Here is a 25,477-nt window from a genome sequence, read left to right on the forward strand (position 1 = left end):
CAATCACATATTGTTTTATGTTAGCAAGTTGCTCTGGCGTGAGTCGATGAGGCCTCCCGCTACGGGGCTTTACTTCCAGACCTGTTAACCCGGAATGAAGGTATGCTTTAATCCAAATGTTGACACTCCTACGGCTTACCTTTAAAAAAGTCGCAATATCAGTTCTACTTTTTCCTTCTAAGAAGTGAGAGACAGCGAGTAATTTTAATCGTTGTCTCGCATTGGTTGTCGCATTAATTAATTCAACAAAATTGTGATTCATATTAGCTCCTTTGTAAGAAGCTTAATTAGATCACATATTTATCGGAAATGGTATTAATGTTGATATATCCTTTTCTTGTAAACGACCACCTTCTTTTTTACTACGTTATCTATTAAATATAATTTTATCTAACAGTGTTTGGTTCAATCGAGAGGTTTCCTTGAATGAGGCTTTTCTTTTAATCTATGGTTTACCTTAATAAAAGAAGCTCTTTTCGCTATTTTTATGTTGGTCACATACTGTTATATGTTAAATATCATTGATTAAATTATTAATATTAATGTACTTTGGTTTGTTTGATTTAAATATGATCGATTGATTGCTTAGTCATTCACATTAATTAATATTAAATTAATGAGCACTTTTAATATTAAGAGTGTATTTTTATACTTTAAAATAAAAAAGTAAGTGAATATTGTTCGAATAGTTCTATTTTCTACACATCATATTTCTATAATGAATTTATTTTGATTATCGAATCTATCTTTAAAGTTTAATATACTGAATTTTTACACCTAATATTCACTAATAGTATTGTATGAGTACACTCATCATAACTGTTTGCCCATAAGTTATTTATCCTATTAATCTTTTTATCAAATCAGTTATTCAATAATAAAGAGTTATTTATGCTAATTTTTAATATTTATAAAACCTATGAATAGTAATACCTTAAATCGACGTACTTTTTTAGTGTTCTTTTCTGCCGTTTTTCTTCCTATGTTTTTGGCAGCGGTTGACCTTACTATTTTAGCAACAGCAACACCCAGTATAGTGAGTGATCTCGGACAACTTCATTTGTCTTCATGGATTGCTATTGGTTATTTACTTGCCACTGTTGCTTCAGTGCCTGTTTATGGTTGGTTGGGAGATCGTTACGGTCGTCGTAATATTTTAATTTGGGCATTAGGTATCTTTTGTATTGGATCTGTTGTGGGGGCATTAGCTCAGAATATGTCTGAAATGATCGTTGCTCGTGTTATTCAAGGTATTGGTGGAGGTGGTTTAATGAGCCTTTCACAAGCATTAATTGCTGAGTTAATACCACCAAGGCAACGTGCTAAATACCAAGGTTATTTTGCATCTATGTTTGCTTGTGCAAGTATTGGTGGTCCAGTCATTGGTGGAATAGTTGTGACTCATTACTCATGGCATTGGTTATTTTGGGCTAATATCCCATTAGCTCTAATTGCAGTGTGGCGCTTACTGTGTTTAACAGGCAAACCTATTTTAGAACATAGAAACAGGCAGATTGACTGGATTGGATTAATGGTTTTTCCAATACTATGTACTTTATTTCTTTACTGGATTTCGATAGCAGGACAAAGCTTCGAGTGGTTCTCTGCCACCAGTGCTTATTATTTACTAATGGTATCTTTGTTAATCGGCATATTTTATAGAAACCAACTTCGCCACCCAACACCATTTTTACCTAATGAATTACTTAAAAATAGAGCTATTTATATTCCGTTAATTACTTCAATGTTATTCGCAGCTTGTATGTTTGCTTTAATATTTTTCTTACCTATTTATTTACAACTAGGCTTAAAAACCAATGCTGCTATGTCTGGATTGTTATTACTACCATTAACAGTGGGACAGATCTCTGGTGCTTTGATTAGTGGACGTATAATGGCTAAGACTGGTATACCTAAATATATTCCCGTCGTTGGTATGTCATTATCTGCATGTGGGTTCATTGCTTTAGGTAGCTTTACTCCAAATACTATTTTAATTGGTTTGTTAGGTATGCTTTGTGGTATTGGTTTTGGAACCGTTATGCCGACGACTCAATTAGTTATTCAGACGGTTGGAGGTAAAGCAAATGTTGGCTCAGTGACTGCTTTAGCTTCTTTATGCCGTAATTTAGGGGCTGCTATTGGGACTGCTTTATTTGGCGTGCTTATTTATGCTTTATTACCTGGGTTTGATCATAATACAAGCATTGAGGCTCTGATAAGTGGGCCACAAGAAACGATTATTACAGCTTTTCAAACCTCTTTTTATGTTGCTGCGATTATTGCTATTTTAGCGGCTGTTAATGCGGCACGAGCACCTATTATTTCTCTTGGTAATGAATAAGTAAAAGCAATTTTTATAATAAGTGATTTGATGCAAATTTAAATATTAACTCTGATACATTTTAGTTTATTTTTGTTATTTAAGCTGAGTGAATTTCTATATTTCACTCAGACATCATTCATGTGATTTTAGTTCAATAACAACTTATTTTCGTATTTATGGGCCTCTATTTTTGGAAAAAATATGAGACTTATTGTTGATGTTTTATTAGATACATTTTTATCGTTTATTTGGCTGAAATACTGCTATTGCTGTTCTTTCTATGTTTAGAGAGGATAATAAATAGGTTAGGAAAAAGGTTTTAGATAGTGTAATAAAATTACAATATGCATTTCTTTATTAAAATAAAGAGATCTATATCACTCTAATTAATTGTAATTGGAATTAATCGATAATTTAACGAGACATAAGTCTCTTTTGTGATATTTTCTCTCGCATAATAAATGTGATGAAAATCACTAATTCTGGTGAGTGAATTGTTTTAGATTAAATTTGTAGCAATAGTACATCGTATTTAAGTGACTTATGTATCAAAAGTAGCCCAGTGGCTGCCTTTTTAGTGATCATCTTCACATGAATTGTTGTTCTGTTTTATATTTTTTTTTATGTGCTAAATTAATTGTATCAAACCAAACACGACCGCTTATACAAGCTGTTAATTAACATTATTTATAACAAAAATGAACGGGGAAATAAAATGATATCATCCGAAGCAAAAATCAGAGTACAGAATTTTGGTAGATTTCTATCAAATATGGTTATGCCAAATATTGGGGCATTTATCGCATGGGGTTTTATTACAGCATTGTTTATACCAACAGGCTGGTTCCCAAATGAAGGATTAGCGGCTTTAGTTGGCCCGATGATTAAATATCTTCTTCCTTTATTGATTGGTTATACTGGTGGTAAATTAATTGGTGGTGATCGTGGTGCTGTAGTTGGTGCGATTACAACAATGGGTGTTATCGTTGGTACTGAAATTCCAATGTTCCTAGGTGCAATGATTGTTGGTCCTTTAGGTGGCTACGCAATTAGCAAATTTGATAAAGCTGTTCACGGTAAAATAAAGAGCGGTTTTGAAATGCTGGTGAATAACTTCTCATCAGGTATTATCGGTATGATCTTAGCTATCATCTCTTACTACTTGATTGGTCCAGCTGTAAATGTCCTTTCTGAAGGTTTAGCTGCAGGCGTAAACTTCTTAGTTCAAGCAGGTCTATTACCGTTAACGTCTATTTTTGTAGAACCGGCTAAAATCCTATTCTTAAATAATGCGATTAACCATGGTATCTTCTCTCCATTAGGTATCCAACAGTCTACTGAATTAGGTCAATCAATCTTCTTCCTGATTGAAGCAAATCCTGGTCCTGGTTTAGGTCTACTACTTGCTTACATGGTATTTGGTAAAGGTACTGCTAAGCAAACTGCTAGTGGCGCATCTATCATCCACTTCTTTGGTGGTATCCATGAAATTTATTTCCCATACGTGTTAATGAATCCTCGTCTAATCCTTGCTGTTATTGCAGGTGGTATGACTGGTGTCTTCACACTAACATTATTCAATGCAGGTCTTCTTTCTCCAGCATCTCCAGGTTCTATCTTTGCAATACTATTACTAACGCCTAAAGCGTCTTTAATCGGTGTTGTACTATCTGTTGTTGCTTCTGCGTCTGTTTCTTTCATTGTTGCTTCATTATTAATGAAAACACAAAAAGACTTAGGTGAAGATGAAGGCGATAAACTTGCTGAAGCTTCTAACCAAATGAAGAACCTTAAAAATGCACCATCAGCTTCTGCTGCTCAAGGTAATGGCGACATCAGCATGGCAAGCGTAACTAAAATTATCGTTGCTTGTGATGCTGGTATGGGGTCTAGTGCAATGGGCGCAAGTCTATTAGCTAAAAAAGTAAAATCAGCAGGTCTAAACATTAGTGTTACTAACTGTGCTATCAATAACCTTCCGGGTGATGTTGATATCGTTATTACACACAAAGATTTAACGCCTCGTGCAATTAAACATGCTGGTCAAGCTAAACACTTATCTTTAACTAACTTTTTAGACAGCACGCTTTATGATGGACTAGTATCTGAATTATTAGCATCGTCTGATGCACCTGTGGCTAACACTGCAAGTGTAGTAGTTGAAGAAGAAACAACAGCAAAACCAGTTTTTGAATTAACAGCTAAGAACATTCATTTAGGCTTAAAAGCTGAAAATAAAGAGCAAGCTATTCAATTCGCTGGTGAGCAACTCGTTAAGCTTGGTTATGCTGAACCTGCTTACATTAAAGGTATGTTTGAGCGTGAAAAATTGGTAACAACTTATCTTGGTGAGTCAATTGCTGTTCCGCATGGTACAATTGAAGCGAAAGAAAGCGTGATCAAAACGGGTATTGTTGTATGTCAATATTCTGAAGGTGTTCTGTTCGGTGACGAAGCTGATGACATTGCTAAACTGGTTATTGGTATTGCGGCTAAGAATGATGAACATATCAGCGTTATTACAACGATAACTAATGCGCTTGATGATCCAGAAGCTATCGAAACATTGATCAATAGTAAAGATGTTCAAAAAGTATTAAGTATATTAAGTTAGTCATAACTGGCTTAATTAAAACGCTGGTCTTTACCAGCGTTTTTTCGTTTAATATTATTTAAATAAGGATAAAACAATGAAATCAATTCATTTTGGCGCGGGCAACATTGGCCGTGGCTTTATCGGTAAATTACTAGCAGATGCTGGTATCAAAGTAACTTTTGCTGATGTTGATGAGAAAGTTATTAATTTACTGAATACATTGAATACTTATAATGTAAAAGTCGTTGGTGCCGAATGTAAAACAGAAGTTGTTTCAGGTGTTAATGCAATTAACTCTACCAGCGATGAGTTAGTCGAATTAATTAGTCAAACTGATTTAATTACTACTGCTGTAGGCCCTAACGTTTTAGTTATTATTGCTAGTAAATTAGCACAAGGTCTAGCGTTACGTTTTGATGCAAACAATGAGCAGTTTCTTAATATCATTGCATGCGAAAATATGATCCGTGGTACTACTTTTCTTAAAACAGAAGTTTATAAGCATTTAGATGAGAAATATCATGAAAAAGCAGAACGCTTAGTTGGTTTTGTTGATTCAGCGGTAGACCGTATTGTTCCGCCTTCAGAGTCTGATGATCCATTAGAAGTAACGGTTGAAAGCTTTAGTGAATGGATTGTTGATGAACAGCAATTCAGAGGTGAAGCACCTGTTATTGAAGGCATGCAAAAAACAGATAATTTAATGGCTTTCATCGAGCGTAAATTATTTACGCTTAATACCGGTCATATTATGACGGCTTATTTAGGCGCATTAGCTGGCCATGAAACAGTAAAAGATGCTATCGATGATGGTGCTATCTGTTCTCAAGTTAAACAAGCGATGCAAGAAAGTGGTGAAGTATTAATTAATCGTTACGGCTTTGAACGTGATGCTCATAATGCTTACATTGAAAAAATTATTGGTCGTTTCGCGAATCCATATCTTCACGATGAGATTGATCGTGTTGGTCGTCAACCAATTCGTAAACTTGGTGAGAACGATCGCTTAGTTAAACCTTTATTAGGCACCATCGAGTACGCTACGGCGAATGATATGTTGTTAAAAGGTATCGCAGCTGCATTTAAATACAAAAATAGCGATGATCCTCAAGCTATCGAATTACAAGCTTCTTTAGAAGAAATTGGATTCTTAGCGACATTATCTAAATATACTGGTTTAGCAGTTAATAGTGACGAGGCTATTAAGATTGAAAAGCTATTCTTAGCTATGTCTTAAAAAATAGTTGTGCGATAAATTATCGCACAACCTAACCTAGCTGAAATTATGTCAAAAAAACTACAAGAAAATGAAATTTTAGAATATTTAAATGCGAGTCTTACCGCTCGTGGTTTTTTTATATCTGCCGTTGATATTTTTGAGCAGCTTATACAAACATTAATTGAACGTATTTTTTTGAAAAACGATTTTGCGGTTCAATCTGTTGTGGGTCCGTTGTTACATGATTCTGGGCCTCTTGGTGAATTGTCAGTCCGTTTAAAGTTATTATTTGGACTTGGTGCAATACCACATACCATCTATCAAGATATAGAAGGTATGATTAAATTAAAAAGCTTATTGAATAATGACAGCGCAGAGTATCATTTTACCGATGCACTTATTGCAGACACCATCAAAACACTGCATTTATCTAAAAATATGAATATGGGGATTTTTGATTTAATCCCAGTTACTCAAGATGATGCAGATTTAATTTTTTATAAAATGCAATTAGATAGGCAGCAACAAGTTATTAAATCCTCTCTTGCGCTTGAAATTATATCTATTTGTGAAGTGCTAAATAAAGAGAGCCCTTTTTAACGTTTAATCATAAATAATGGGTTAGGTTGAAAGACTGCTTATATTTTTATAAAAAGCCTTTAATAAAAAAGCCCCTGATAATGTCATTATCAGGGGCTTTTTCGTGATCATAGTTTGTGATGCTATAAATTATAAGATGTAACGGGTTAAATCTTCATCTTTCACTATTTCATCTAGCATGTTCGCTACATAGGCTTCATCTATCGTAATAGACTGCCCTGAGCGCTCTGTCGCTTCGTATGATAGTTCATCCATAATATGTTCCATCATGGTATGTAAACGGCGTGCACCGATGTTTTCTGTCGTTTCATTTACTTGCCATGCAGACTTCGCTATTTTGTTAATACCACATTCAGTAAAGTTAATAGAAACACCTTCTGTTGCTAGTAATGCTTGGTATTGTTCACTCAAAGAAGCTTTAGGTTCTGTTAAAATACGTGCTAAGTCTTCTTCTTTTAATGCTTCAAGTTCAACACGAATTGGTAAGCGACCTTGTAGCTCTGGAATTAAATCTGAAGGTTTTGCTACTTGGAATGCACCTGATGCGATAAATAACATGTGATCTGTTTTTACCATACCGTGTTTAGTACTAACGGTAGAGCCTTCAATCAATGGTAATAAGTCACGCTGTACGCCTTCTCGTGATACGTCAGGACCTGATGATTCACCGCGTTTACATATTTTATCTATTTCATCGATGAAAATAATACCGTTGTTTTCAGCTGCAAAAATAGCTTTTTCTTTTAAATCTTCTTGGTTAATGAGTTTCGATGCTTCTGATTCTATTAATGCTTTAATAGCATCTTTGATCTTCATGGTACGTTTTTTAGATTCACCTTTATTGCCTAGGTTTTGGAACATGCCTTGAAGCTGGTTAGTCATTTCTTCCATACCAGGAGGCGCCATTATTTCTACGCCAATTTGTGGTGCCGGTACATCAATTTCAATGTCTTTATCATCAAGTTTACCTTCACGTAATTTTTTACGGAAAGATTGTCTTGCTGGACCTTCTTCTGCTACTTCAGTATTGTTTACATCCCATTCTGTCGCCGTTTTAGCTGGCGGAATAAGAATATCTAAAATACGGTCTTCAGCTAAATCTTCTGCTTTTGCTGTTACTTTTGCTAATTCTTGTTCTTTGGTTATTTTAATTGCAGCTTCAACTAAATCTTTAATAATGCTTTCAACTTCTTTACCTACATAACCTACTTCGGTAAATTTGGTTGCTTCTACTTTAATAAAAGGAGCGTTTGCTAATTTTGCTAAACGACGTGCAATTTCTGTTTTACCAACACCTGTTGGACCGATCATCAAAATGTTTTTTGGTGTCACTTCATGACGGATATCTTCACTTAACTGCATACGGCGCCAGCGATTACGTAATGCGATAGCAACAGCGCGTTTAGCTTTACTTTGGCCAATGATGTGGCGATCTAATTCATGCGCTATTTGTTGTGGAGTCATATTATTAGTCATGATAATTCCTATTTTGTAGTTGCTATATCAGCATCAAAATCGATACTTTCAATTGTTTGGTTGCTATTAGTAAAAACACAAATATTGCCAGCAATCGTTAATGCTTTTTCAACAATCTCTTGTGCTGATAAATCAGTATTCTCTAATAAAGCCATTGCTGCCGATTGTGCGAAATTACCGCCCGATCCAATAGCAATTAAATCATTTTCAGGTCTAACTACATCGCCGTTACCTGTAATAATGTATGAATGCTTTTTATCTGCAACTGCTAATAAAGCCTCTAATTTCCTTAACATTCGGTCAGTACGCCAATCTTTTGCAAGCTCTACTGCCGCTCGTTCTAAGTTACCTTGGTGAGCTTGTAGTTTTGCTTCAAAGCGCTCTAATAATGTAAAAGCATCAGCAGTGCCTCCTGCGAAACCTGCAATGACTTGATCGTTGTACAAGCGGTGTACTTTACGTGCATTACCTTTCATTACCGTGTTACCGAGTGATACCTGACCATCACCACCGATAACCACTTGATTACCGCGACGTACAGAAACAATAGTAGTCATATTGATACCTTTTTTGTTTGTTAAATAAACGAAGATGCCAAGTTGATTGGCTTAATAATTATAAAATGGGGTGGTTTTTATTGAATTCAAGGGGAAATAGGCAAAGAAAAGGAGAACCGAAGTTCTCCTTTATGATTGTTAGCGCCAGAACCATATCTGACAGCCATTTATTTTAGCTCGTTGTAATTTATGGCGTTGTTTCTCAGCTAAGCGTTTTCGATCGTATGGACCTAATATTACGCGGTACCAATTGCCAGTTTTTTTAACCATACTGGTTAAACCTTGAAATGCAATTTTAGCTTTAAGTGACTCTGCATCATTTTCATGTCTAAACGAACCACATTGCATTTGGTAAGGTTTACTTGGTGTAGTGTCTACCGGGATATCAACTTTAACTTCTTTAGTTTTTAATATATCTACATAATCCCACTCGGGTTGAGGCATTTCTGGCAATATTTCTTCTGTTTTAACGGTACTTTTTTTAGGCTTTATTTTTGTTGTTGGTTTATCAACTGCAAAAACAAAGTAACTAATAAAAGCAATTAATAATAATGCAACAAAACAAGCAATATAAGGGAATCCTTGCTTGCTTTGTTTACGCTTATTATTTCTTTTTGCACCGCGTTTAGCAGGCTTTCTTCGTGTTACTCTTGCCATTATTACATGCGTTCCAATGTGTTAATGCCTAACAGTGCTAAACCTTGTTGTAATGTTTTTGCTGTTAAGCCAGCTAATTTTAAGCGACTTTGTTTTTGAGCTTCATTTTCAGCCACTAAAATAGGACAAGCTTCGTAAAAACTTGAGAATAAACCTGCAAGTTCAAATAAGTATGCGCATAAGAAATGCGGTAGGCCTTGTTTACCGACTTGACTGATAATCTCATTGAATTGCATTAGTTTACTTGCTAAATCTTTCTCTTTTTCTTCAGTGAAAGTAACATCAGCAGTAATACTGTCTATTTCAATACCTGCCTTATTAAAAATACTTGCCACTCGTGTGTAAGCATATAATAAATAAGGGGCCGTATTGCCTTCAAAACTTAGCATGCTGTCAAAACTAAAGGTGTAATCACTGGTACGGTTTTTTGATAAGTCAGCATATTTCACTGAAGCAATACCAACAATAGAAGCAATATGACGAAGTTCTTCTTCGGCCATATCTTTATTTTTCTCTTTTACTAGCTCGTAAGCACGTTCTTCTGCTTCAGTTAATAAATCAGCTAATTTAGGAGTAGAGCCTGCACGTGTTTTGAAAGGCTTGCCATCTTCCCCCATTACCGTCCCGAATGGCATGTGCTCAAGGGTTGTACCTGCTTTAACAAAATCAGCTAAACGAGCTACTTCAAATACTTGTTGGAAGTGTAAGCCTTGGCGTGCATCTACAAAATATAATACTCGATCAGCATTTAATGTTGATTGGCGGTAACGGATAGCGGCTAAGTCCGATGTTGCATATAAGAAACCACCGTCTTTTTTCTTGATGATAACAGGAAGCGGCTCACCTTCTTTATTTTTAAAGTTATCTAAGAAAACACATTTAGCACCTTGGCTTTCTTGTAATAAACCTTTGCTATCTAGGTCGCTTACCACAACAGATAAGTCTTTGTTGTAAGCACTTTCGCCACGAACATCACTGATATTCAAGCTAACACCTAAACGCTCATAAGCTTCTTGGCAATGTGCAATGCTGATGTCTTTAAATTCTTTCCATAACGTTAAGCATTCTTCATCGCCACTTTGTAACGCAACGACTAAGTCACGTGAACGGTTTGCAAATGCTTCTGATTCATCAAAACGACCTTTTGCAGCACGGTAAAAAACCTCTAAGTTCGCAAGGTTTTTGTTGATCTCTTCGCCTTTTGCTCTGAGCTCTTCCATGTAAGCTAATAACATACCGAATTGAGTACCCCAATCACCTACATGATTTTGACGAATCACGTTATGCCCTTGGAACGCTAATGTACGAGTGACTGAGTCACCTATAATTGTTGAACGTAAATGTCCAACATGCATTTCTTTTGCAAGGTTAGGAGATGAGTAATCGATAACAACGGTTTGTGGTGTCGCTGTTAATTCAACATTTAAACGAGAATCTGCAAATGCACTGTCTATTTGTTTTTCTAAATAGTTAGGATTAATAAAAAAGTTAATGAAACCAGGTCCTGCAATTTCAGTCTTAATGACCAATTCAGAGGCTGGTAAGTTTTTCACTATTAATTCAGCTAGGGCGCGTGGGTTCTGTTTGGCAGGTTTTGCTAGCATTAATGCAAGGTTATTTGCAAAATCGCCATGTGATTTGTCTTTAGTACGATCAATGGTGATACGAGGTTGAACATCAGCAGGTAAAATTTGTTGTTCTTGTAAAGAAACAATCGCTTGTTCAAGTAGATTCTGGATTAATGCTTTCATGTGTAACTCACCAATTGATTCGACAAATAAATTAGTAAGATTCTACCGTTTATCATTGGTGAAGACTAGCGAGTAAAGTAATAACAATGCTTAAAAGCTGAATATAAGAAAACTTTTAGCGTTAATCCTAAGTTAATTTATAAGTAATCAAATTCGTGGCTTGCCATGACGACCTGATATAACATTTCTTCTTCGTGGCTAGTTAAGTTTTCAATGGCTGTTTCGCCTTCAATAGTGAGACTCGTGGTAGCAACAGCTTGCATTGCTTCAATTAATTGCATATCCAACTGTATTGCTAATGTCACGACGTCTTCTATCGATAATTCAGGTTTTAATTCTAATTCTCTGCAGCGTTGTGGGAAACTTTGATCGAAAAAATTATCTAACCAAGTATTTAATAAACTTAGCGGTGCTTGTTTTACATATTGATGTAAATGGAGATATGAAATGTGTTCTTTATTTTTCATGTATTCTAATAGCAGTTTTACTTTTTCATCGTTTGCTTCAACACTTAATCGCTGATAGAGATCGGCTAAGGCTTCATGACAATTTTCCATATAAAGTAAAAAGTCTTTAATCAGTTTTGAACGCATAATAAGCTCCTTGATTTACTTTCCCTATTTTGATTAAAAAACAATCAGAATTGATTAAGCTTAGCGATTTTTTATTACTATGGTTAATATTGATTATAAAACAATCAACTTATTAGAGATGAGTCGCTATTTGGGAGGTTTTTTCTCGATATAAGGTACTTTTGTTATTAGTTTTAAGGTGGTTTGGGTAGATATTTAATGATTATATTAAAAATTTAATACCTACCCGAGCTTTTAGCTGGATTTATTGTTAGTTAAAATACGCCTTAAATAGCTTCTAAACGTGCATAAGTTGTCATTAACCATTTACTTCCAACGTCCATAAAGTGAACTTGTAAGCGGCTATTTTCTCCACTGCCTTCTTGTGCGGTAATGGTGCCTTCACCAAATTTAGCGTGCATCACTTGTTGTCCTAGTTTAAAGCCTTGAACATCTTGTGTGATTGCTAATTTAGGCTTTCTGATGACCGGTTCAGACCTGCGAACTTTTGCTTGTAAGCGAATGTAATCAATATTTTCTTCTGGTAATTCACTAATAAAACGAGAGGGCGGATGAAATTTTTCTTGTCCGTATAAGCGGCGAGTTTCAGCATGACACAGTGTTAGTTTAATCATTGCACGTGTTAACCCTACATAACATAAGCGTCTTTCTTCAGCCATACGGGTTTCGTCTGTTGCTGATTGCTGACCTGGGAACATGCCTTCTTCAACACCAACGATAAACACCTGTGGAAATTCTAACCCTTTTGCTGCGTGCATTGTCATTAACTGCACTGCATCTTCAAATTCATCTGCTTGGTTATCTCCTGACTCTAAAGCGGCATAAGCTAAAAAGGCGGTTAACTCTTCCATTTCTTGTTCTTCTTCTGGGATGACAAAAGCTTTCGTTGCAGACACTAACTCTTGTAAATTCTCAATACGGCTACGAGACTTTTCCCCTTTTTCTGCTTCGAACATCGCAACTAAACCAGAATGTTGGGTGATGTGATCGACCATTTGAAATAGAGGTAATTCAGACGTTTCATTTTTAAACCGATTAATTAAGTCTAAAAATCCACTTAATGAGCTTTTCGCCGCCGGACTTAATTGGTTATTTTCAATTAAGTATTGGCTTGCTTGCCATAAAGTATAGCCTTGCTCGCGTGCACAAATTCTTATCTTATCTAAGCTTGTGTTACCAATTTTACGTTTCGGTTTATTGACAATACGTTCGAATGCAGCATCATCTTGATGATTATTCATTAAACGTAAGTAGGCGATACTATCTTTAATTTCTAAACGGTCGAAGAAGCGTTGGCCACCATAGATATGATAAGGAATTTGTTGCGCCATGAGTTGTTCTTCAAACAGTCGAGATTGTGCATTACTACGATATAAAATCGCACACTCACTGAGCTTATTACCCGCATTTTTCCATGTTTGTAATTGGCTTGTTACATATCGAACTTCGTCGTAGTCATTAAACGCACTATAGATAGAGATTGGCTCTCCATCTTCACCATCCGTCCAGAGCTCTTTACCTAAACGGTCGCTGTTATTTTGAATTAGTTTATTTGATGCTTTTAGAATATTGCCCGTCGAACGATAGTTTTGCTCTAATCGAATAGTGACAGGAGATTCTTTTTCTTTTAAGAAACGTTGTATATTTTCAACGTCTGCACCACGCCAGCCATAAATAGATTGGTCATCATCGCCGACAATGGTGAGATAATTTTTGTTATCAGTTAACAACACTAACCAAGCATATTGTAATTTATTAGTATCTTGGAATTCGTCTACTAAGACATGCTGAAAGCGCTGTTGATAGTGTAATAGTAAGGCTGCATTATTAAGCAATAACTCATGAGCTCGTAATAATAATTCTGCGAAATCAACTAAACCAGCTAATTGGCAAGCTGCCTCATAAGCTTGATAAACTTGTAAGCGTTGCTTGTCTTGTACACCAAAACCAGGGTCGATATGTTTTGAGCGTAAACCTTCATCTTTTTTATCGTTGATGTACCACTGTAATTCTTTTGGTGGATAGTATTTTTCATCTAACCCTAAGCTTTTGATAATACGTTTCACCATTTTTTGCTGGTCGTCACTATCAATTATCTGAAATTGCTCTGGTAAGTTAGCTTCTTGATGATGTAAACGTAATAAACGATGTGCAATACCGTGGAAAGTACCTATCCACATACTACCAATCTGCTGCGGACAAATATCGGCAATACGTCCTCGCATCTCTTTAGCGGCTTTATTGGTAAAGGTAACCGCTAAAATGCCATAGGTTGGAATATGATTAACTTGCATTAAATAAGCGATTCTATGGGTTAAAACACGTGTTTTACCACTGCCTGCCCCAGCTAAGACCAGCATATTTTGTTCTGGTGCTGAAACGGCTGCGCGTTGATGATCATTTAAACCATCGAGAAGGTAAGATACGTCCATAAGAAATGCCTGTTTATTTATTCAGTAGATAAGAACTATACCGAAACATAAGATAAATGTGAATGATCGATATTTCAGGATAGTTTGCATTAAAGGTTTGATGTTTGATTATAACAGTTTCAATAAATGCTTAAGATCCGATATTTCAACCGTAGGTAATAGCTTTGCTTTATCAAGTGGTTTGGCTTTAGGGTTAAACCAAATCGCCTGAGCATTATTATTTTGTGCCCCATAAACATCAGTTAGCAAATGGTCACCAACATGTAATAGATCTTCTACGGCTATATCTAGCTCTAATGCTGCTTGTTGAAATAATGCAATATCAGGTTTGCTGTTAAAACCATTACCTGCTTTTAATACAAATTGAAATGCATCGTTTAGCCCGATCTGTTTTATATCAACATTGCCATTGGTGATAGCAACAAGAGGGTAGTGTAAGGCAAGCTCTTTTAATAACAGAATACTTTCTTGTGGAACCGTAAAGTCACTGCGTAATTGTAGAAATTTTTGTAATGCGCGTTCAGCGTATTTAATGGCATTGACCATTGAAATACCGTAAACCACCATCACGCGTTTAATTATTTCTTTACGCCATAATGAAACGTCATGTTGTAACGCTGGATTTTCTTTTATCAGTAGATTTTTATATAAATTCCACTTCCTTGCGTCTAGTTGCTCAAGCTCTTGATACGTTGATGTTAAATAAACAAGAAAGTCGGCTTCTGCCTTTTTGATGACCGGATGGTTATCATATAAGGTATCGTCTAAATCAAAGCTAATCGCTTTAAAAGGGCGTAATGATTTATAAAATTTCATTTGCTGTCCAATACGGTTATTTTTTACGTTTAGCGCGTGGGTGTGCTTTATCATACACCTCTGCTAAATGTTGAAAATCTAAATGGGTGTAAATTTGGGTGGTGGCAAGATCGGCATGGCCTAACAATGTCTGTACGGCTCGCAAGTTACCACTTGATTCAAGCATATGCGTTGCAAAAGAGTGACGTAACTTATGCGGATTAACGTGGCTTGGTAACGATTGCGCTAATCCCCATTTTTCCATGCGCATTTGTACACTACGAGTAGAGATCCGTTTCTTTTGTTTGGATAAAAATAAGGCTGTTTCGCCTTCTTCTGCAAAATCAGGTCTGATCTTTAACCACAAGGTAATGGTTTCTACTGCGCTCTTAGTAATGGGTAATAAACGTTGTTTACTGCCTTTACCGGTGACCATGATCTCTTTTTCTGACAGTTTAATGTCTCTTAAATTAATGCCTACTAACTCACTAAGGCGTAACCCAGAAGAATACATTAACTCCATCATGCAATGATCTCGAATGGTTAGTGGATCGTCACCTTCAATGTCTAATAATTGGTCCATATCATCGACACTGATATTTTTAGGTAATGGTTTATCTAATTTAGGTGCTGCAACGCCTTTTGCTGGATTGAAAGTGAGTTGATCGTTTTTAACTAAGTACTCAAGAAAAGAGCGAAGTGCAGAAAGTTTAGTGGCAATGGATCTCGCTTTAATGCCATTTTGATGTAGTTGCTTCGCTAATAAACGCACTTGATGTGTATCTAACTCTTGCCATGTCAGTATCTTTTGAGCTTCTAATAATGCGATAAATTCATTGAGGTGACGTTGATAATTAATGATAGTGACAGGGCTTAACCCACGTTGGCTAGCAATGTGCGATAAATAGCGTTGAGTATCAGGTAATAATGGATTCATGTTAAATCCTAGATAGAAAAAATGCAGCGATAATCTGGTCGATCAACGCTGCATTTAAAAGTAGTTAATAAATAGATGCTTAATGACGCTATGGTTAATAGAGCTATGTTATAAATGACCGTTAAGTAAAACGTTATACCTGAATTTGACCATCAAATACAAATTCTGCTGAACCACTCATACGTACGCTTTGTCCTGGTTGCCAGAAGAAACGTAATTCGCCACCAGGTAACTCAATACGACAATGTGTATCGAGTTTGCCTTGTAGTTGACCAACAACAGCCGCCGCACAAGCTCCGGTACCACAAGCTAACGTTTCACCAACACCACGCTCCCAAACACGTAACTTAGCAAACCCTCGGTCAACTATTTGTAAAAAGCCAACATTTACTTTATTTGGAAAACGTTCATGTACTTCTAATAATGGGCCTAACGTTTCAACAGGGGCCGTATCGACATCATCAACTAAGATGACACAATGCGGATTACCCATTGAAACAACACCACATAAAACGGTGTGATCTTCCACACGTAGAATATAGGTTTTTTCTTCTTTTTGAGCTTCAAAAGGGACTTTTGCTGGCTCTAAAACAGGTTTACCCATATCAACAATGATATTGCCGTCTTGTTCTATCTTAAGTTGGATTTTACCTTTTGCAGTACTCACGTTAATCACGCGTTTATGCGTTAATCCTTTCAATTTTACAAAACGTGCAAAACAACGAGCACCGTTGCCACACTGTTCTACTTCACTACCATCGGCATTGAAAATGCGGTAATGAAAATCTAAATCAGGATCATAAGGCGGTTCAACCATTAATAATTGATCGAAACCTATACCAAAGTTACGATCTGCTAATTTGCAGATCATTTCTTTAGATAGAAAGACATTTTGCGTGACATTGTTAATGACCATAAAGTCATTACCTAAACCATGCATTTTTGAAAACTCAATATTCATCTTAGTTCAACTTTTACCAACAAAACTTATTAAAAGAGGGAGTTAATACTCCCTGATATACAGGGTAAGTATTAACTAAGGTAAAACATGCTCACCGCGCCATAGCTCAATGTGCTTTTCACGTTGGCGTACAACAAATGCTTTATCACCATCTACCATTATTTCAGCAGGACGGCAGCGTGAGTTATAGTTTGAACTCATTGTTGCACCATAAGCGCCTGCACTACGAATCGCTAAATAATCACCTTCAGCAATCGTTAATGGACGGTCTTTACCTAAGAAGTCACCTGTTTCACAAATAGGGCCTACGATATCGTAAACACGACTTGGGCGTGTTTCTGGATCGTTTAATTTGTTATTCAGAGGAATAATATTTTGCCATGCACTGTATAGCGCTGGACGAATTAAATCATTCATCGCTGCATCAACAATGGCAAAGTTTTTATGGTCGTTTAATTTTAAGAATTCAATCTTAGTCACTAAAATACCTGCGTTTGCCATGATCGCTCTGCCTGGTTCAAAAATTAGCTTTAATTTACGACCATTCATACGATCAATAATTGCTTGCATGTATTCTGCAGGCTCTGGTGGTTTTTCACCGTTATAAGGAACGCCTAAGCCACCCCCTAAATCAAGATGCTCAATAGTAATGCCTTCTGTTGCTAAGGTATCAATTAAACCAAGTAGCTTATCTAATGCTTCTAAAAAAGGTTCGATTTCAGTTAGCTGTGAACCGATATGACAATCTACGCCTTTTACATCTAAGAATGGTAGTTCATTTGCTAGTTTATAAACTGCAGATGCTTGTTCAATTTCGATACCAAATTTATTTTCTTTTAAACCAGTAGAGATATAAGGGTGAGTACCTGCATCAATATTAGGATTAATACGAATTGAAATAGGGGCTTTCTTATTTAAGCAGCCAGCTACTTCATTGATACGATGCAACTCGGAAATTGATTCAACATTAAAGCAATGGATGCCAGCTTGTAATGCAGTTGATATTTCTATTTCTGTTTTACCTACACCAGAGAAAACCACTTTTTTAGGATCGCCGCCAGCTTGGATAACACGTAATAACTCACCAACAGAAACGATATCAAAGCCAGAGCCTAAACGTGCCATTAGGTTTAATACGCCTAAGTTTGAGTTTGCTTTAACTGCGTAACAAATTAGATGTGGGTGCGCGCCTGCAGCTTGATCAAATGCTGTCCAGTGACGTTCAATAGTCGCACGAGAATAAATATAAGCAGGCGTACCTGATTTTTTAATAATGTCTTCAATTGCAGTGTCTTCTACTAATAGACGGCCATCGTTATGATAATTAAAATGATCCAATTTTAAATCCTTTTGTTAATTCTGTCGTTTTGGTTATTGTCACTGCCTTCGATATTACCTTATTCTGAAGTACTTAAGGCATCAGTTACATTTTCTTCAGCTACGTTGTTCTGTTGTTTTTGTATTTTTTCTGCTGCTGGCGCTGGTGGTGTTTCTCTATAAAGTTGTCCACTCATACCACAACCTGCCAATAAACTTGAAAAAATCAGGACTATTAGCGATAAATTGAGATTTTTCATACCTTATCCTAGTCAAATATTTTTAGCCCTCTATAATCGCATTTCATCGTTAAAAAGCAAAGGAGAAGTAAATGACCGATAGCGAATTTCTTGAATTAGCAGATTTGTTGTATCAGAAAATTGAAGATAACATTGAAGATTCAGGAGCTGATATAGATTCTGACCAAAATGGTGCTTTGTTAACATTAGAATTTGAAAACAGAACGAAGTTAATTATTAACCGTCAGCAACCATTGCATCAAGTATGGTTAGCAACGTTAGAAAATGGCCATCATTATGATTATAAAGATGGTTTGTGGATCGATGATAGAAGTGGAGCTGAATTTTTAAGCTTTTTATCTGCGGCCATTGCAAAGCAGTCTGGTGAAAAGGTTGTTTTTGCATAGTTTAAAACAGCCTAGCGTGTAAGTTTGCTCGTGTTTTTAATGGTTAACAGCAAAACGGTAAATGAATATGTTTAAATTATTTGTGCTATACCCTTTTATTTTATTGGTGTGTTTTTGGTTAGCAAGTGATGTTGAATTAAAAACGTCATTAATTGAGTTTGAAGAAAGTAGCTTGTTTATCCACTTTCCTAAAGAGAGCTTACGTTCGGAAGGTGCAGAACCATGGATTGATTTTTATTGGGATGCAGATCATGAGTCAATCGATATTGCTGCATAAAATAGAGGCTAATAAATGAATACAGTTGTTTTTCCTGGATCTTTTGACCCGATTACTAATGGTCATCTTGATTTAATTACGCGTGCCAGCCATTTAGCTGAGCGTGTTATCGTCGCAGTGGCGATAAATAATAGTAAGAATCCTTTTTTTGATTTACAAGAAAGGTGCGAACTAGTATCAGAAGCAACAAAAGATATCAAAGGGGTAGACGTTATTCCTTTTGAAGGCTTATTAGCTGAGTTTGCTAAAACGCATCAAGCACAAGCTTTAATTCGTGGGATTCGAGGTGCGACGGATACTGATTATGAAATTCAGCTTTCACAAGTTAACCATACATTAAACCCACAACTTGAAACTATTTTATTACCTGCACATGCACGTACTGCTTTTATATCTTCAACGATCGTTAAAGAAGTTTTTAAGCACCAAGGTGACATTAGTTTGTTAGCGCCTGAGTGTGTTAAACGAGCTTTTATAAAAAAACAGTAAGCACGACTGCTTTTTTATAGTGTGTTATTAACGTTGGCAATGCGAGCAATAAACGCTATTTCTCGCCGCTAATTTAACCGATGTTAATGGCTCCTTGCAGTTTGGGCATAACTCACCTGTTTTACCATAGACATGTAGTGTTTGTTGAAAGTAACCAGGTTTACCATCACCCCCTACAAAATCCTTTAACGTCGTACCACCTTGTTTGATCGCCTCTGTCAGTATTTCTTTAATCGCATCAACCAACAATTGATAACGTTTTAAACTGATATTATTAGCTGCTCTTACTGGACTGATACCGGCTTTAAATAACGCTTCTGTCGCGTAGATGTTACCTACGCCTGTTACCACTTTTTGCTCCATAATAAATTGCTTAACGGGTAGCTTTCTATTTTTGGCTTGGTCGTAAAGCATGCTAGCAGTGAACTGATCAGATAAGGGTTCTGGACCTAATATACTTAATAAAGAACTTTCTTGTGGGGAGTCGCCTAACCATAAAATAGCCCCAAAGCGTCTAGGGTCGGTGTAACGTAATAAGCAATGTTCAAATTGTAAATCAACGTGATCATGTTTTTGTGCTGGTGTGTTTAATTCACAAATACGCAAACTGCCAGACATACCAAGATGAATCAATAAAGTGCCGCTTTCAAAGCGTAATAAAAGATATTTAGCACGACGGTCGATATTTAATAACATTTTATCTTTCAATAAAGCTAATAAATTTTCAGGGATAGGCCAACGCAATTGATGATGACGAAGTATGACATTACTTACTTTTTGATTAACAATATGTGGACTAATACCACGACGGCTTGTTTCTACCTCTGGTAACTCTGGCATGTTTATCTCGTTGTAGACTTAAATGAATGAATCACCATATCGTAATTGTGAAAATTAGTTAACTGAGTTTTTGAATTAGATAAATAGGGTCATTATTTAATGCAGTGCTTATCTTCCTAAAAAAGAAGTTAGTTTTTCTGTTGGTAATGATAAGAAAGTATTTTCATTAACTTGTAAAACATATTGGTCATTTTGTTGCTGGTGGAGTTGTACAATGATTGGTTGAACTTGCTCTGTCACAAAAAACTTAAGGATAAAGTCAGATGTTGGTAAATTCTGCACCGTTAAGGTATCTAGAGGGACTGTTTGCCAATTATTAACAATCTGTTGAAGGTTGTTATTTGAAAGCCCTACACTAGGTTTACTTTGCCAATTTCGGCCTACTCGGGTTATGACGTAGTCTGGTGTTTCTATTTCTACAATCGTTAAATCGGAAGAAATAACGGTACGTTGTGGAATAGTAGAAGATAAACGGAATTGCTGACTAAAGTTAAAAATAAAGATGATAAGCAATACGCCAAAAATAAGCACATTGTTCCAACCTCTTTTGGATAAACGCATAGTAACTCCTTTTTCTTCAGGCATAAAAAAACCCAGTATAAACTGGGTTTTTTAAAAGGTTAAATCAAAATTACTTGATCTTGCCTTCTTTGTAGATTACGTGTTTACGTACTACAGGATCAAACTTTTTGATTTCAAACTTTTCAGGCATGTTCTTTTTATTTTTATCAGTAGTATAAAAATGACCAGTACCAGCGCTTGAATTTAAACGAATTTTATCACGCATTTTTAAGCTCCTTAAACTTTAACGCCATTAGCACGGATATCAGCCAAAACTGAATCAATACCTTTTTTGTCGATGATACGCATACCTTTAGTAGTTAGGCGTAATTTAACAAAACGGTTCTCACTCTCAACCCAAAAACGGTGTGTTTGTAGGTTAGGTAAGAAACGACGTCGTGTACGGTTCTTTGCGTGTGATACATTGTTACCAACAGCTGGACGCTTGCCTGTAACTTGACATACTCTAGACATGTCGAAATTCTCCAAAAATATTAGTTTTACTCGAGCAAAATAGTCGAACACCTTTTTTAGCCGTCGCCAAAGGCGTCGAGGGCGCATTTTATACATGATTGAGATTAAAAGATCAACAATTCTGATAATAAATGCTTTAAATCCACCCTTTTTCCGCAAATGAGGTGTATTTTCCATCACCAATGATGAAATGGTCTAATATTTTAACATCAATTAATTGCAGTGTATTCACAAGTTTTTCAGTAATATTGATATCTGACTGACTTGCTGTTGGATCACCAGATGGATGGTTGTGAACAAGGATGATTGCAGCCGCGTTTTCTTGTAATATTTTTTGAACAATGACTCTTGGATGAACACTTGCACTATTAATTGTGCCAAAGAAAAATTCATGAAAGCGAATAATGCGATGTTGGCTATCTAATAATAATGCTGCAAATACTTCATAGGGATAATCACGCATTTTTGCAGTTAAAAACTCTTGAGTTTGCGCAGCACTGGTTAAAGGGTCACCTTTCATTAATGGTTCTTGCAAATAACGTCGAGACATTTCTAATACCGCTTGCAGTTGCACATATTTTGCTTGGCCTAATCCTTTGTGCAAACAAAAGTCACTTTCGCTGGCAGAAAAAAGAGATCGTAATGATCCAAAGTCGGTTAATAACTGCCGAGATAAAGTAACCACGTCGATGCCTTTACAGCCAGTTCGCAAAAAAATAGCCAATAGTTCACTATCAGTTAAGCTGTTAGCGCCTTGCTGAATTAGCTTTTCACGTGGTCTTTCTTGTTTCGGCCATTGTTTTATTGATGCCAAACTAGACCTCCTTAAGCAAGTTATAGAGCTTTAAATCTAGTAGAAGTTGTACATATTGCATAACTTTTTTATGTTATTGTAACCTCCTTTTTTTTATCAACCTTTTAGAGAAGCTTATGTTGCCAATATTACCCCTCGAAGGGAAAAAGATACTTTTAGGTGTTTGTGGTGGTATTGCCGCCTATAAAAGTGCTGAATTAACGCGTCGTTTAATGGATCAAGGAGCACAAGTTCGTATTGTTATGACGGCTTCTGCGAAGCAGTTCATCACACCTTTAACAATGCAGGCTGTTTCGGGTCATATTATTTATGATGATTTATTAGATCCACAAGCTGAAGCTGGAATGGGACATATTGAATTAGCTAAATGGGCTGATTTAATATTAATAGCCCCTGCGACGGCTAATGCGATTGCTCGCTTACGTGCTGGTATGGCCGATGAGTTACTGACAACATTATGTTTAGCAACACCTTCACCGATTGCGATTGCACCAGCAATGAACCAACAAATGTATCTCGCGCCAGCAACACAAGATAACTTAACGGTATTAAAAGATCGTGGCATATTGATTTGGGGACCTGCTCAAGGCATCCAAGCTTGTGGTGATATTGGCCCAGGAAGATTATTAGAAGTACCTGACTTAGTTAAATTAAGTTGTGAGTTTTTTGCGCCAAGCGATCGATCATTAGCAGGTGTTAATATTGTGATCACGGCTGGTCCGACTCAAGAAGCGATAGATCCTGTACGTTACATTAGTAATCATAGCTCAGGGAAAATGGGTTTTTCATTGGCTAATGCCGCATTAAACATGGGTGCTAACGTTACTGTGATTGCAGGACCTGTGAACTTAACTTTACCTACGACGATTAGACGTTTGAATGTGAAGAGTGCTCGAGAAATGCATCAAGCTGCATTAGATTCGCTTCCGATGACAGATATATTTATTGCTTGTGCTGCTGTTGCTGATTATCGCGCAGAAGAAGTTCATAGCGAAAAAATGAAAAAGAAAGCGGATACGGATTCAATCACATTAACCTTAGTAAAAAATCCAGATATTATTGCCGATGTCGCTAATGCGAATAATCGACCTTTTTGTGTGGGGTTTGCAGCAGAAACGAATGATGTTGAAGCGTACGCATTAGGTAAATTACAACGTAAAAACTTAGATTTAATTGCTGCAAACGATGTTTCAGTTGGCGATCAAGGTTTTAATAGTGACAATAATGCCTTAACGGTGTTTGCTAAAGATAAACGTTTTGATATTGGCTTAAATAATAAAAAAGAAGTAGCAATTCAATTGCTTAAAATAATATCTCAGCAATATCAAACTCGTTCTTAACACCACATTAATGTAATAACTTAAGCTTAAAGTTATCGACTCTAGGGTCGATAATAAGCTTTTATTATCTTAAAGTATAAAACCTAACAGGCAGTATAAAAGTACAGGCCTTAATTACTTTAATAACGGATAATATTTTAAAAAGTATTTATATTCATTTCAAAAGATCGATAATCACCAACATTTTGAATAAATATTTGATGCTGTTTGGTTGAGATCTTTTCATAACGATTAACGCGGAGAGGGCGGTTTTGAATACTCTGGGAAACAATAATGATAACAAAGGAAGTTATTAAGATGGTTGTAAAAAATAACAAAAAGAAAGTAAATCGCAAGGATGATATATTAAGTGCTTTAGCTATTATGCTAGAAGGAAAGCCAGGACAAAGAATAACGACGGCTAAGTTAGCTGCAGAAGTCGGTGTTTCAGAAGCCGCGTTATATCGCCACTTTCCAAGTAAAGCACGCATGTTTGAAGGGTTGATCGATTTTACTGAAACCACTATCTTTAGTCATATCAACACCATTAAAGAACAACAGAAAGATATTTTTGTTCGAATTGAACATATCGTGCATTTTTTATTAGGTTTTTCTGAACAAAACCCAGGGATCACCCGTATTTTAAGTGGCGACGCGTTAGTGGGTGAAAATGAAAGGTTACAACTTCGTATCGAACATGTTTTTTCTAAGTTAGAAACACAGATCAAACAAATATTACGAGAACGTCCGATTTCAGATGGTCAAAAATTTGAAATGGATGAAGGTATACTAGCGAATTTATTATTAGCTTATATTGAAGGTCGAATGAACCAATTCGTACGTTCACAGTTCAAACAGAAACCAACTCAACATTTTAAAAGCCAATGGCTATTTTTTTATAAACAACTAACACAAAGTTAATTTATTAAAGGGGTTAGAATATGTCGAAAGAAGAAAGTGCTATCTCTGCCGTTACTAGCGTTATTGAGGAGAACGTAGATATACTCAATAACAGCGTTAAATGGCTTTCGGAGAATCAAGATTTAATTATTAGTTACACAATGAACATTGTCTTCGCTATTGCAACCTTGATCATTGGTATGATGGTTGCCCGTTTTATTGCCGGTACTCTACATAAAGTCTTAACAAAACGTAAATTAGATAACACCATTATTGATTTTGTTTCACATATGGTTCGTTACGTTATTATTGCCTTTGTCATCATCGCAGCTTTAGGGCGAATTGGTGTCGAAACGACTTCTTTTGTTGCTATTATCGGTGCGGCAGGTTTAGCGGTTGGTCTTGCATTACAAGGTTCTTTGTCTAACTTTGCATCGGGTGTCTTGATCATTGCTTTACGCCCTTTTAAAGCTGGTGAATATATCGAAGCGGCGGGTACCGCGGGGACTGTTGAATCTGTTCAAATTTTTTCAACAACATTAACAACGCCAGATAATAAATTTGTAGTGGTGCCTAACTCTGCGATTTTAGGCGGCAACATTATTAACTATTCTCGTAAGCCTACACGTCGCATCGATTTAATTATTGGGGTGAGTTATAACGCTGATTTAGCTAAAACGAAAGCCGTATTAGAAGCTGTACTTAAAGCAAACGATGGTATTTTAACGTCACCTGAGCCCTTGGTTGCTGTTGCTGAGTTAGCTGATTCAAGTGTTAATTTAGTAGTTCGCCCATGGGTTAATGGGCCCGACTACTGGCGCGTTCGCTTTGAGCTAATGGAAGCCATTAAAAATAACTTAGATGAAGCAGGTATTGAAATTCCATTCCCACAAATGGACATACATATGGATAAATAGTCTTTGGCTATTTCTTCATCTTA

Annotated in this window: 27 protein-coding genes; 10 read left to right on the forward strand and 17 right to left on the reverse strand. The window is 36.3% G+C overall.

Annotation, left to right across the window (positions count from 1 at the left end; translation table 11 throughout):
- Nucleotides 1-262 (reverse strand): helix-turn-helix domain-containing protein (locus SP041_RS17470; protein WP_137297969.1); only part of this gene is annotated, 262 nt, incomplete at its 3' end.
- A 657-nt stretch (nucleotides 263-919) separates the two neighbouring features.
- Here SP041_RS17470 and SP041_RS17475 point away from each other — a divergent pair.
- The 4 genes from SP041_RS17475 to SP041_RS17490 all read left to right on the forward strand — a co-directional run bounded on the left by SP041_RS17475 (nucleotide 920) and on the right by SP041_RS17490 (nucleotide 6,741).
- The gene (locus SP041_RS17475; RefSeq protein ID WP_025562962.1) at nucleotides 920-2,344 is read left to right on the forward strand and encodes an MDR family MFS transporter; all 1,425 of its coding nucleotides are present in this window, start codon (nucleotides 920-922) and stop codon (nucleotides 2,342-2,344) included.
- Nucleotides 2,345-3,041: 697 nt separating this feature from the next.
- Nucleotides 3,042-4,940 (forward strand): PTS mannitol transporter subunit IICBA, encoded by a 1,899-nt coding sequence (locus SP041_RS17480; RefSeq protein ID WP_037048014.1) that lies wholly within the window; start codon nucleotides 3,042-3,044, stop codon nucleotides 4,938-4,940.
- Nucleotides 4,941-5,016: 76 nt separating this feature from the next.
- The gene (locus SP041_RS17485) at nucleotides 5,017-6,159 is read left to right on the forward strand and encodes a mannitol-1-phosphate 5-dehydrogenase (protein ID WP_025562963.1); all 1,143 of its coding nucleotides are present in this window, start codon (nucleotides 5,017-5,019) and stop codon (nucleotides 6,157-6,159) included.
- Between the two features lie 48 nt (nucleotides 6,160-6,207).
- Nucleotides 6,208-6,741 (forward strand): MltR family transcriptional regulator, encoded by a 534-nt coding sequence (locus SP041_RS17490; RefSeq protein ID WP_025562964.1) that lies wholly within the window; start codon nucleotides 6,208-6,210, stop codon nucleotides 6,739-6,741.
- A gap of 129 nt (nucleotides 6,742-6,870) precedes the next feature.
- On the opposite strand, the gene hslU is transcribed toward SP041_RS17490, so the two are convergent.
- The 11 genes from hslU to SP041_RS17545 all read right to left on the reverse strand — a co-directional run bounded on the left by hslU (nucleotide 6,871) and on the right by SP041_RS17545 (nucleotide 18,477).
- Nucleotides 6,871-8,217, reverse strand: coding sequence for an ATP-dependent protease ATPase subunit HslU (hslU, locus tag SP041_RS17495; protein ID WP_037048015.1), 1,347 nt, complete (start codon nucleotides 8,215-8,217; stop codon nucleotides 6,871-6,873).
- An 8-nt stretch (nucleotides 8,218-8,225) separates the two neighbouring features.
- Nucleotides 8,226-8,774, reverse strand: a complete 549-nt coding sequence (hslV, locus tag SP041_RS17500; protein ID WP_037048017.1) for an ATP-dependent protease subunit HslV — start codon at nucleotides 8,772-8,774, stop codon at nucleotides 8,226-8,228.
- A gap of 138 nt (nucleotides 8,775-8,912) precedes the next feature.
- Entirely contained in the window at nucleotides 8,913-9,431 is a 519-nt protein-coding gene (locus SP041_RS17505) for an SPOR domain-containing protein (RefSeq protein WP_025562967.1), read from the reverse strand.
- 2 nt (nucleotides 9,432-9,433) lie between these two features.
- Nucleotides 9,434-11,182, reverse strand: coding sequence for an arginine--tRNA ligase (gene argS / locus SP041_RS17510; protein ID WP_025562968.1), 1,749 nt, complete (start codon nucleotides 11,180-11,182; stop codon nucleotides 9,434-9,436).
- 137 nt (nucleotides 11,183-11,319) lie between these two features.
- Nucleotides 11,320-11,775: a hypothetical protein gene (locus SP041_RS17515; RefSeq protein ID WP_025562969.1), complete on the reverse strand. Its 456-nt coding sequence runs from the start codon at nucleotides 11,773-11,775 to the stop codon at nucleotides 11,320-11,322.
- A 266-nt stretch (nucleotides 11,776-12,041) separates the two neighbouring features.
- On the reverse strand, nucleotides 12,042-14,207 hold the full coding sequence (uvrD, locus tag SP041_RS17520) for a DNA helicase II (RefSeq protein ID WP_025562970.1): 2,166 nt from the start codon (nucleotides 14,205-14,207) through the stop codon (nucleotides 12,042-12,044).
- Between the two features lie 108 nt (nucleotides 14,208-14,315).
- Nucleotides 14,316-15,023, reverse strand: coding sequence for an HAD-IA family hydrolase (locus SP041_RS17525; protein ID WP_025562971.1), 708 nt, complete (start codon nucleotides 15,021-15,023; stop codon nucleotides 14,316-14,318).
- A 16-nt stretch (nucleotides 15,024-15,039) separates the two neighbouring features.
- Entirely contained in the window at nucleotides 15,040-15,939 is a 900-nt protein-coding gene (gene xerC / locus SP041_RS17530; RefSeq protein ID WP_025562972.1) for a tyrosine recombinase XerC, read from the reverse strand.
- Nucleotides 15,940-16,072: 133 nt separating this feature from the next.
- Nucleotides 16,073-16,900 (reverse strand): diaminopimelate epimerase, encoded by an 828-nt coding sequence (gene dapF, locus SP041_RS17535; RefSeq protein WP_025562973.1) that lies wholly within the window; start codon nucleotides 16,898-16,900, stop codon nucleotides 16,073-16,075.
- 75 nt (nucleotides 16,901-16,975) lie between these two features.
- The gene (lysA, locus tag SP041_RS17540) at nucleotides 16,976-18,238 is read right to left on the reverse strand and encodes a diaminopimelate decarboxylase (RefSeq protein WP_025562974.1); all 1,263 of its coding nucleotides are present in this window, start codon (nucleotides 18,236-18,238) and stop codon (nucleotides 16,976-16,978) included.
- A 59-nt stretch (nucleotides 18,239-18,297) separates the two neighbouring features.
- Nucleotides 18,298-18,477: a hypothetical protein gene (locus SP041_RS17545; protein ID WP_025562976.1), complete on the reverse strand. Its 180-nt coding sequence runs from the start codon at nucleotides 18,475-18,477 to the stop codon at nucleotides 18,298-18,300.
- A gap of 71 nt (nucleotides 18,478-18,548) precedes the next feature.
- Here SP041_RS17545 and cyaY point away from each other — a divergent pair, with 71 nt between their 5' ends.
- The 3 genes from cyaY (at nucleotide 18,549) to coaD (ending at nucleotide 19,629) form a co-directional block, all read left to right on the forward strand.
- A complete protein-coding gene (gene cyaY, locus SP041_RS17550) occupies nucleotides 18,549-18,863 on the forward strand; it encodes an iron donor protein CyaY (RefSeq protein WP_025562977.1) in 315 nt (104 codons plus the stop codon).
- Nucleotides 18,864-18,930: 67 nt separating this feature from the next.
- Nucleotides 18,931-19,140, forward strand: coding sequence for a hypothetical protein (locus SP041_RS17555; protein WP_025562978.1), 210 nt, complete (start codon nucleotides 18,931-18,933; stop codon nucleotides 19,138-19,140).
- Between the two features lie 15 nt (nucleotides 19,141-19,155).
- Nucleotides 19,156-19,629, forward strand: a complete 474-nt coding sequence (gene coaD / locus SP041_RS17560) for a pantetheine-phosphate adenylyltransferase (protein ID WP_025562979.1) — start codon at nucleotides 19,156-19,158, stop codon at nucleotides 19,627-19,629.
- A 27-nt stretch (nucleotides 19,630-19,656) separates the two neighbouring features.
- Here the strand turns inward: coaD and mutM are convergent, their stop codons facing one another.
- The 5 genes from mutM to radC form a co-directional block, all read right to left on the reverse strand.
- Nucleotides 19,657-20,469: a bifunctional DNA-formamidopyrimidine glycosylase/DNA-(apurinic or apyrimidinic site) lyase gene (mutM, locus tag SP041_RS17565; protein ID WP_025562980.1), complete on the reverse strand. Its 813-nt coding sequence runs from the start codon at nucleotides 20,467-20,469 to the stop codon at nucleotides 19,657-19,659.
- A 108-nt stretch (nucleotides 20,470-20,577) separates the two neighbouring features.
- Entirely contained in the window at nucleotides 20,578-21,030 is a 453-nt protein-coding gene (locus SP041_RS17570) for a hypothetical protein (RefSeq protein WP_025562981.1), read from the reverse strand.
- A 70-nt stretch (nucleotides 21,031-21,100) separates the two neighbouring features.
- The gene (rpmG, locus tag SP041_RS17575) at nucleotides 21,101-21,256 is read right to left on the reverse strand and encodes a 50S ribosomal protein L33 (protein ID WP_025562982.1); all 156 of its coding nucleotides are present in this window, start codon (nucleotides 21,254-21,256) and stop codon (nucleotides 21,101-21,103) included.
- Nucleotides 21,257-21,267: 11 nt separating this feature from the next.
- Nucleotides 21,268-21,504, reverse strand: coding sequence for a 50S ribosomal protein L28 (gene rpmB / locus SP041_RS17580; RefSeq protein ID WP_025562983.1), 237 nt, complete (start codon nucleotides 21,502-21,504; stop codon nucleotides 21,268-21,270).
- Nucleotides 21,505-21,640: 136 nt separating this feature from the next.
- Nucleotides 21,641-22,318 (reverse strand): DNA repair protein RadC, encoded by a 678-nt coding sequence (gene radC, locus SP041_RS17585; protein WP_037048019.1) that lies wholly within the window; start codon nucleotides 22,316-22,318, stop codon nucleotides 21,641-21,643.
- 116 nt (nucleotides 22,319-22,434) lie between these two features.
- Here radC and coaBC point away from each other — a divergent pair, with 116 nt between their 5' ends.
- The 3 genes from coaBC (at nucleotide 22,435) to mscS (ending at nucleotide 25,454) form a co-directional block, all read left to right on the forward strand.
- Entirely contained in the window at nucleotides 22,435-23,658 is a 1,224-nt protein-coding gene (coaBC, locus tag SP041_RS17590) for a bifunctional phosphopantothenoylcysteine decarboxylase/phosphopantothenate--cysteine ligase CoaBC (RefSeq protein ID WP_025562985.1), read from the forward strand.
- Between the two features lie 297 nt (nucleotides 23,659-23,955).
- Entirely contained in the window at nucleotides 23,956-24,558 is a 603-nt protein-coding gene (gene slmA / locus SP041_RS17595) for a nucleoid occlusion factor SlmA (protein WP_025562987.1), read from the forward strand.
- A gap of 20 nt (nucleotides 24,559-24,578) precedes the next feature.
- A complete protein-coding gene (gene mscS, locus SP041_RS17600; RefSeq protein ID WP_025562988.1) occupies nucleotides 24,579-25,454 on the forward strand; it encodes a small-conductance mechanosensitive channel MscS in 876 nt (291 codons plus the stop codon).
- Nucleotides 25,455-25,477: the final 23 nt, after the last annotated feature.

It is taken from the genome of Psychromonas sp. SP041, assembly GCF_000470315.2.
Taxonomy (GTDB): domain Bacteria; phylum Pseudomonadota; class Gammaproteobacteria; order Enterobacterales; family Psychromonadaceae; genus Psychromonas.

What these genes read in the sequence shown, in the direction of transcription:
- rpmG (WP_025562982.1), bottom strand. Translation starts at nt 21,256, where the DNA reads ATGCGTGATAAAATTCGTTTAAATTCAAGCGCTGGTACTGGTCATTTT.
- hslV (WP_037048017.1), bottom strand. Translation starts at nt 8,774, where the DNA reads ATGACTACTATTGTTTCTGTACGTCGCGGTAATCAAGTGGTTATCGGT.
- coaD (WP_025562979.1), top strand. Translation starts at nt 19,156, where the DNA reads ATGAATACAGTTGTTTTTCCTGGATCTTTTGACCCGATTACTAATGGT.
- argS (WP_025562968.1), bottom strand. Translation starts at nt 11,182, where the DNA reads ATGAAAGCATTAATCCAGAATCTACTTGAACAAGCGATTGTTTCTTTA.
- SP041_RS17515 (WP_025562969.1), bottom strand. Translation starts at nt 11,775, where the DNA reads ATGCGTTCAAAACTGATTAAAGACTTTTTACTTTATATGGAAAATTGT.
- SP041_RS17525 (WP_025562971.1), bottom strand. Translation starts at nt 15,023, where the DNA reads ATGAAATTTTATAAATCATTACGCCCTTTTAAAGCGATTAGCTTTGAT.
- SP041_RS17570 (WP_025562981.1), bottom strand. Translation starts at nt 21,030, where the DNA reads ATGCGTTTATCCAAAAGAGGTTGGAACAATGTGCTTATTTTTGGCGTA.
- mscS (WP_025562988.1), top strand. Translation starts at nt 24,579, where the DNA reads ATGTCGAAAGAAGAAAGTGCTATCTCTGCCGTTACTAGCGTTATTGAG.
- mutM (WP_025562980.1), bottom strand. Translation starts at nt 20,469, where the DNA reads ATGCCAGAGTTACCAGAGGTAGAAACAAGCCGTCGTGGTATTAGTCCA.
- xerC (WP_025562972.1), bottom strand. Translation starts at nt 15,939, where the DNA reads ATGAATCCATTATTACCTGATACTCAACGCTATTTATCGCACATTGCT.
- SP041_RS17545 (WP_025562976.1), bottom strand. Translation starts at nt 18,477, where the DNA reads ATGAAAAATCTCAATTTATCGCTAATAGTCCTGATTTTTTCAAGTTTA.
- hslU (WP_037048015.1), bottom strand. Translation starts at nt 8,217, where the DNA reads ATGACTAATAATATGACTCCACAACAAATAGCGCATGAATTAGATCGC.
- cyaY (WP_025562977.1), top strand. Translation starts at nt 18,549, where the DNA reads ATGACCGATAGCGAATTTCTTGAATTAGCAGATTTGTTGTATCAGAAA.
- uvrD (WP_025562970.1), bottom strand. Translation starts at nt 14,207, where the DNA reads ATGGACGTATCTTACCTTCTCGATGGTTTAAATGATCATCAACGCGCA.
- rpmB (WP_025562983.1), bottom strand. Translation starts at nt 21,504, where the DNA reads ATGTCTAGAGTATGTCAAGTTACAGGCAAGCGTCCAGCTGTTGGTAAC.
- SP041_RS17485 (WP_025562963.1), top strand. Translation starts at nt 5,017, where the DNA reads ATGAAATCAATTCATTTTGGCGCGGGCAACATTGGCCGTGGCTTTATC.
- SP041_RS17555 (WP_025562978.1), top strand. Translation starts at nt 18,931, where the DNA reads ATGTTTAAATTATTTGTGCTATACCCTTTTATTTTATTGGTGTGTTTT.
- slmA (WP_025562987.1), top strand. Translation starts at nt 23,956, where the DNA reads ATGGTTGTAAAAAATAACAAAAAGAAAGTAAATCGCAAGGATGATATA.
- SP041_RS17480 (WP_037048014.1), top strand. Translation starts at nt 3,042, where the DNA reads ATGATATCATCCGAAGCAAAAATCAGAGTACAGAATTTTGGTAGATTT.
- SP041_RS17505 (WP_025562967.1), bottom strand. Translation starts at nt 9,431, where the DNA reads ATGGCAAGAGTAACACGAAGAAAGCCTGCTAAACGCGGTGCAAAAAGA.
- SP041_RS17475 (WP_025562962.1), top strand. Translation starts at nt 920, where the DNA reads ATGAATAGTAATACCTTAAATCGACGTACTTTTTTAGTGTTCTTTTCT.
- SP041_RS17490 (WP_025562964.1), top strand. Translation starts at nt 6,208, where the DNA reads ATGTCAAAAAAACTACAAGAAAATGAAATTTTAGAATATTTAAATGCG.
- coaBC (WP_025562985.1), top strand. Translation starts at nt 22,435, where the DNA reads ATGTTGCCAATATTACCCCTCGAAGGGAAAAAGATACTTTTAGGTGTT.
- dapF (WP_025562973.1), bottom strand. Translation starts at nt 16,900, where the DNA reads ATGAATATTGAGTTTTCAAAAATGCATGGTTTAGGTAATGACTTTATG.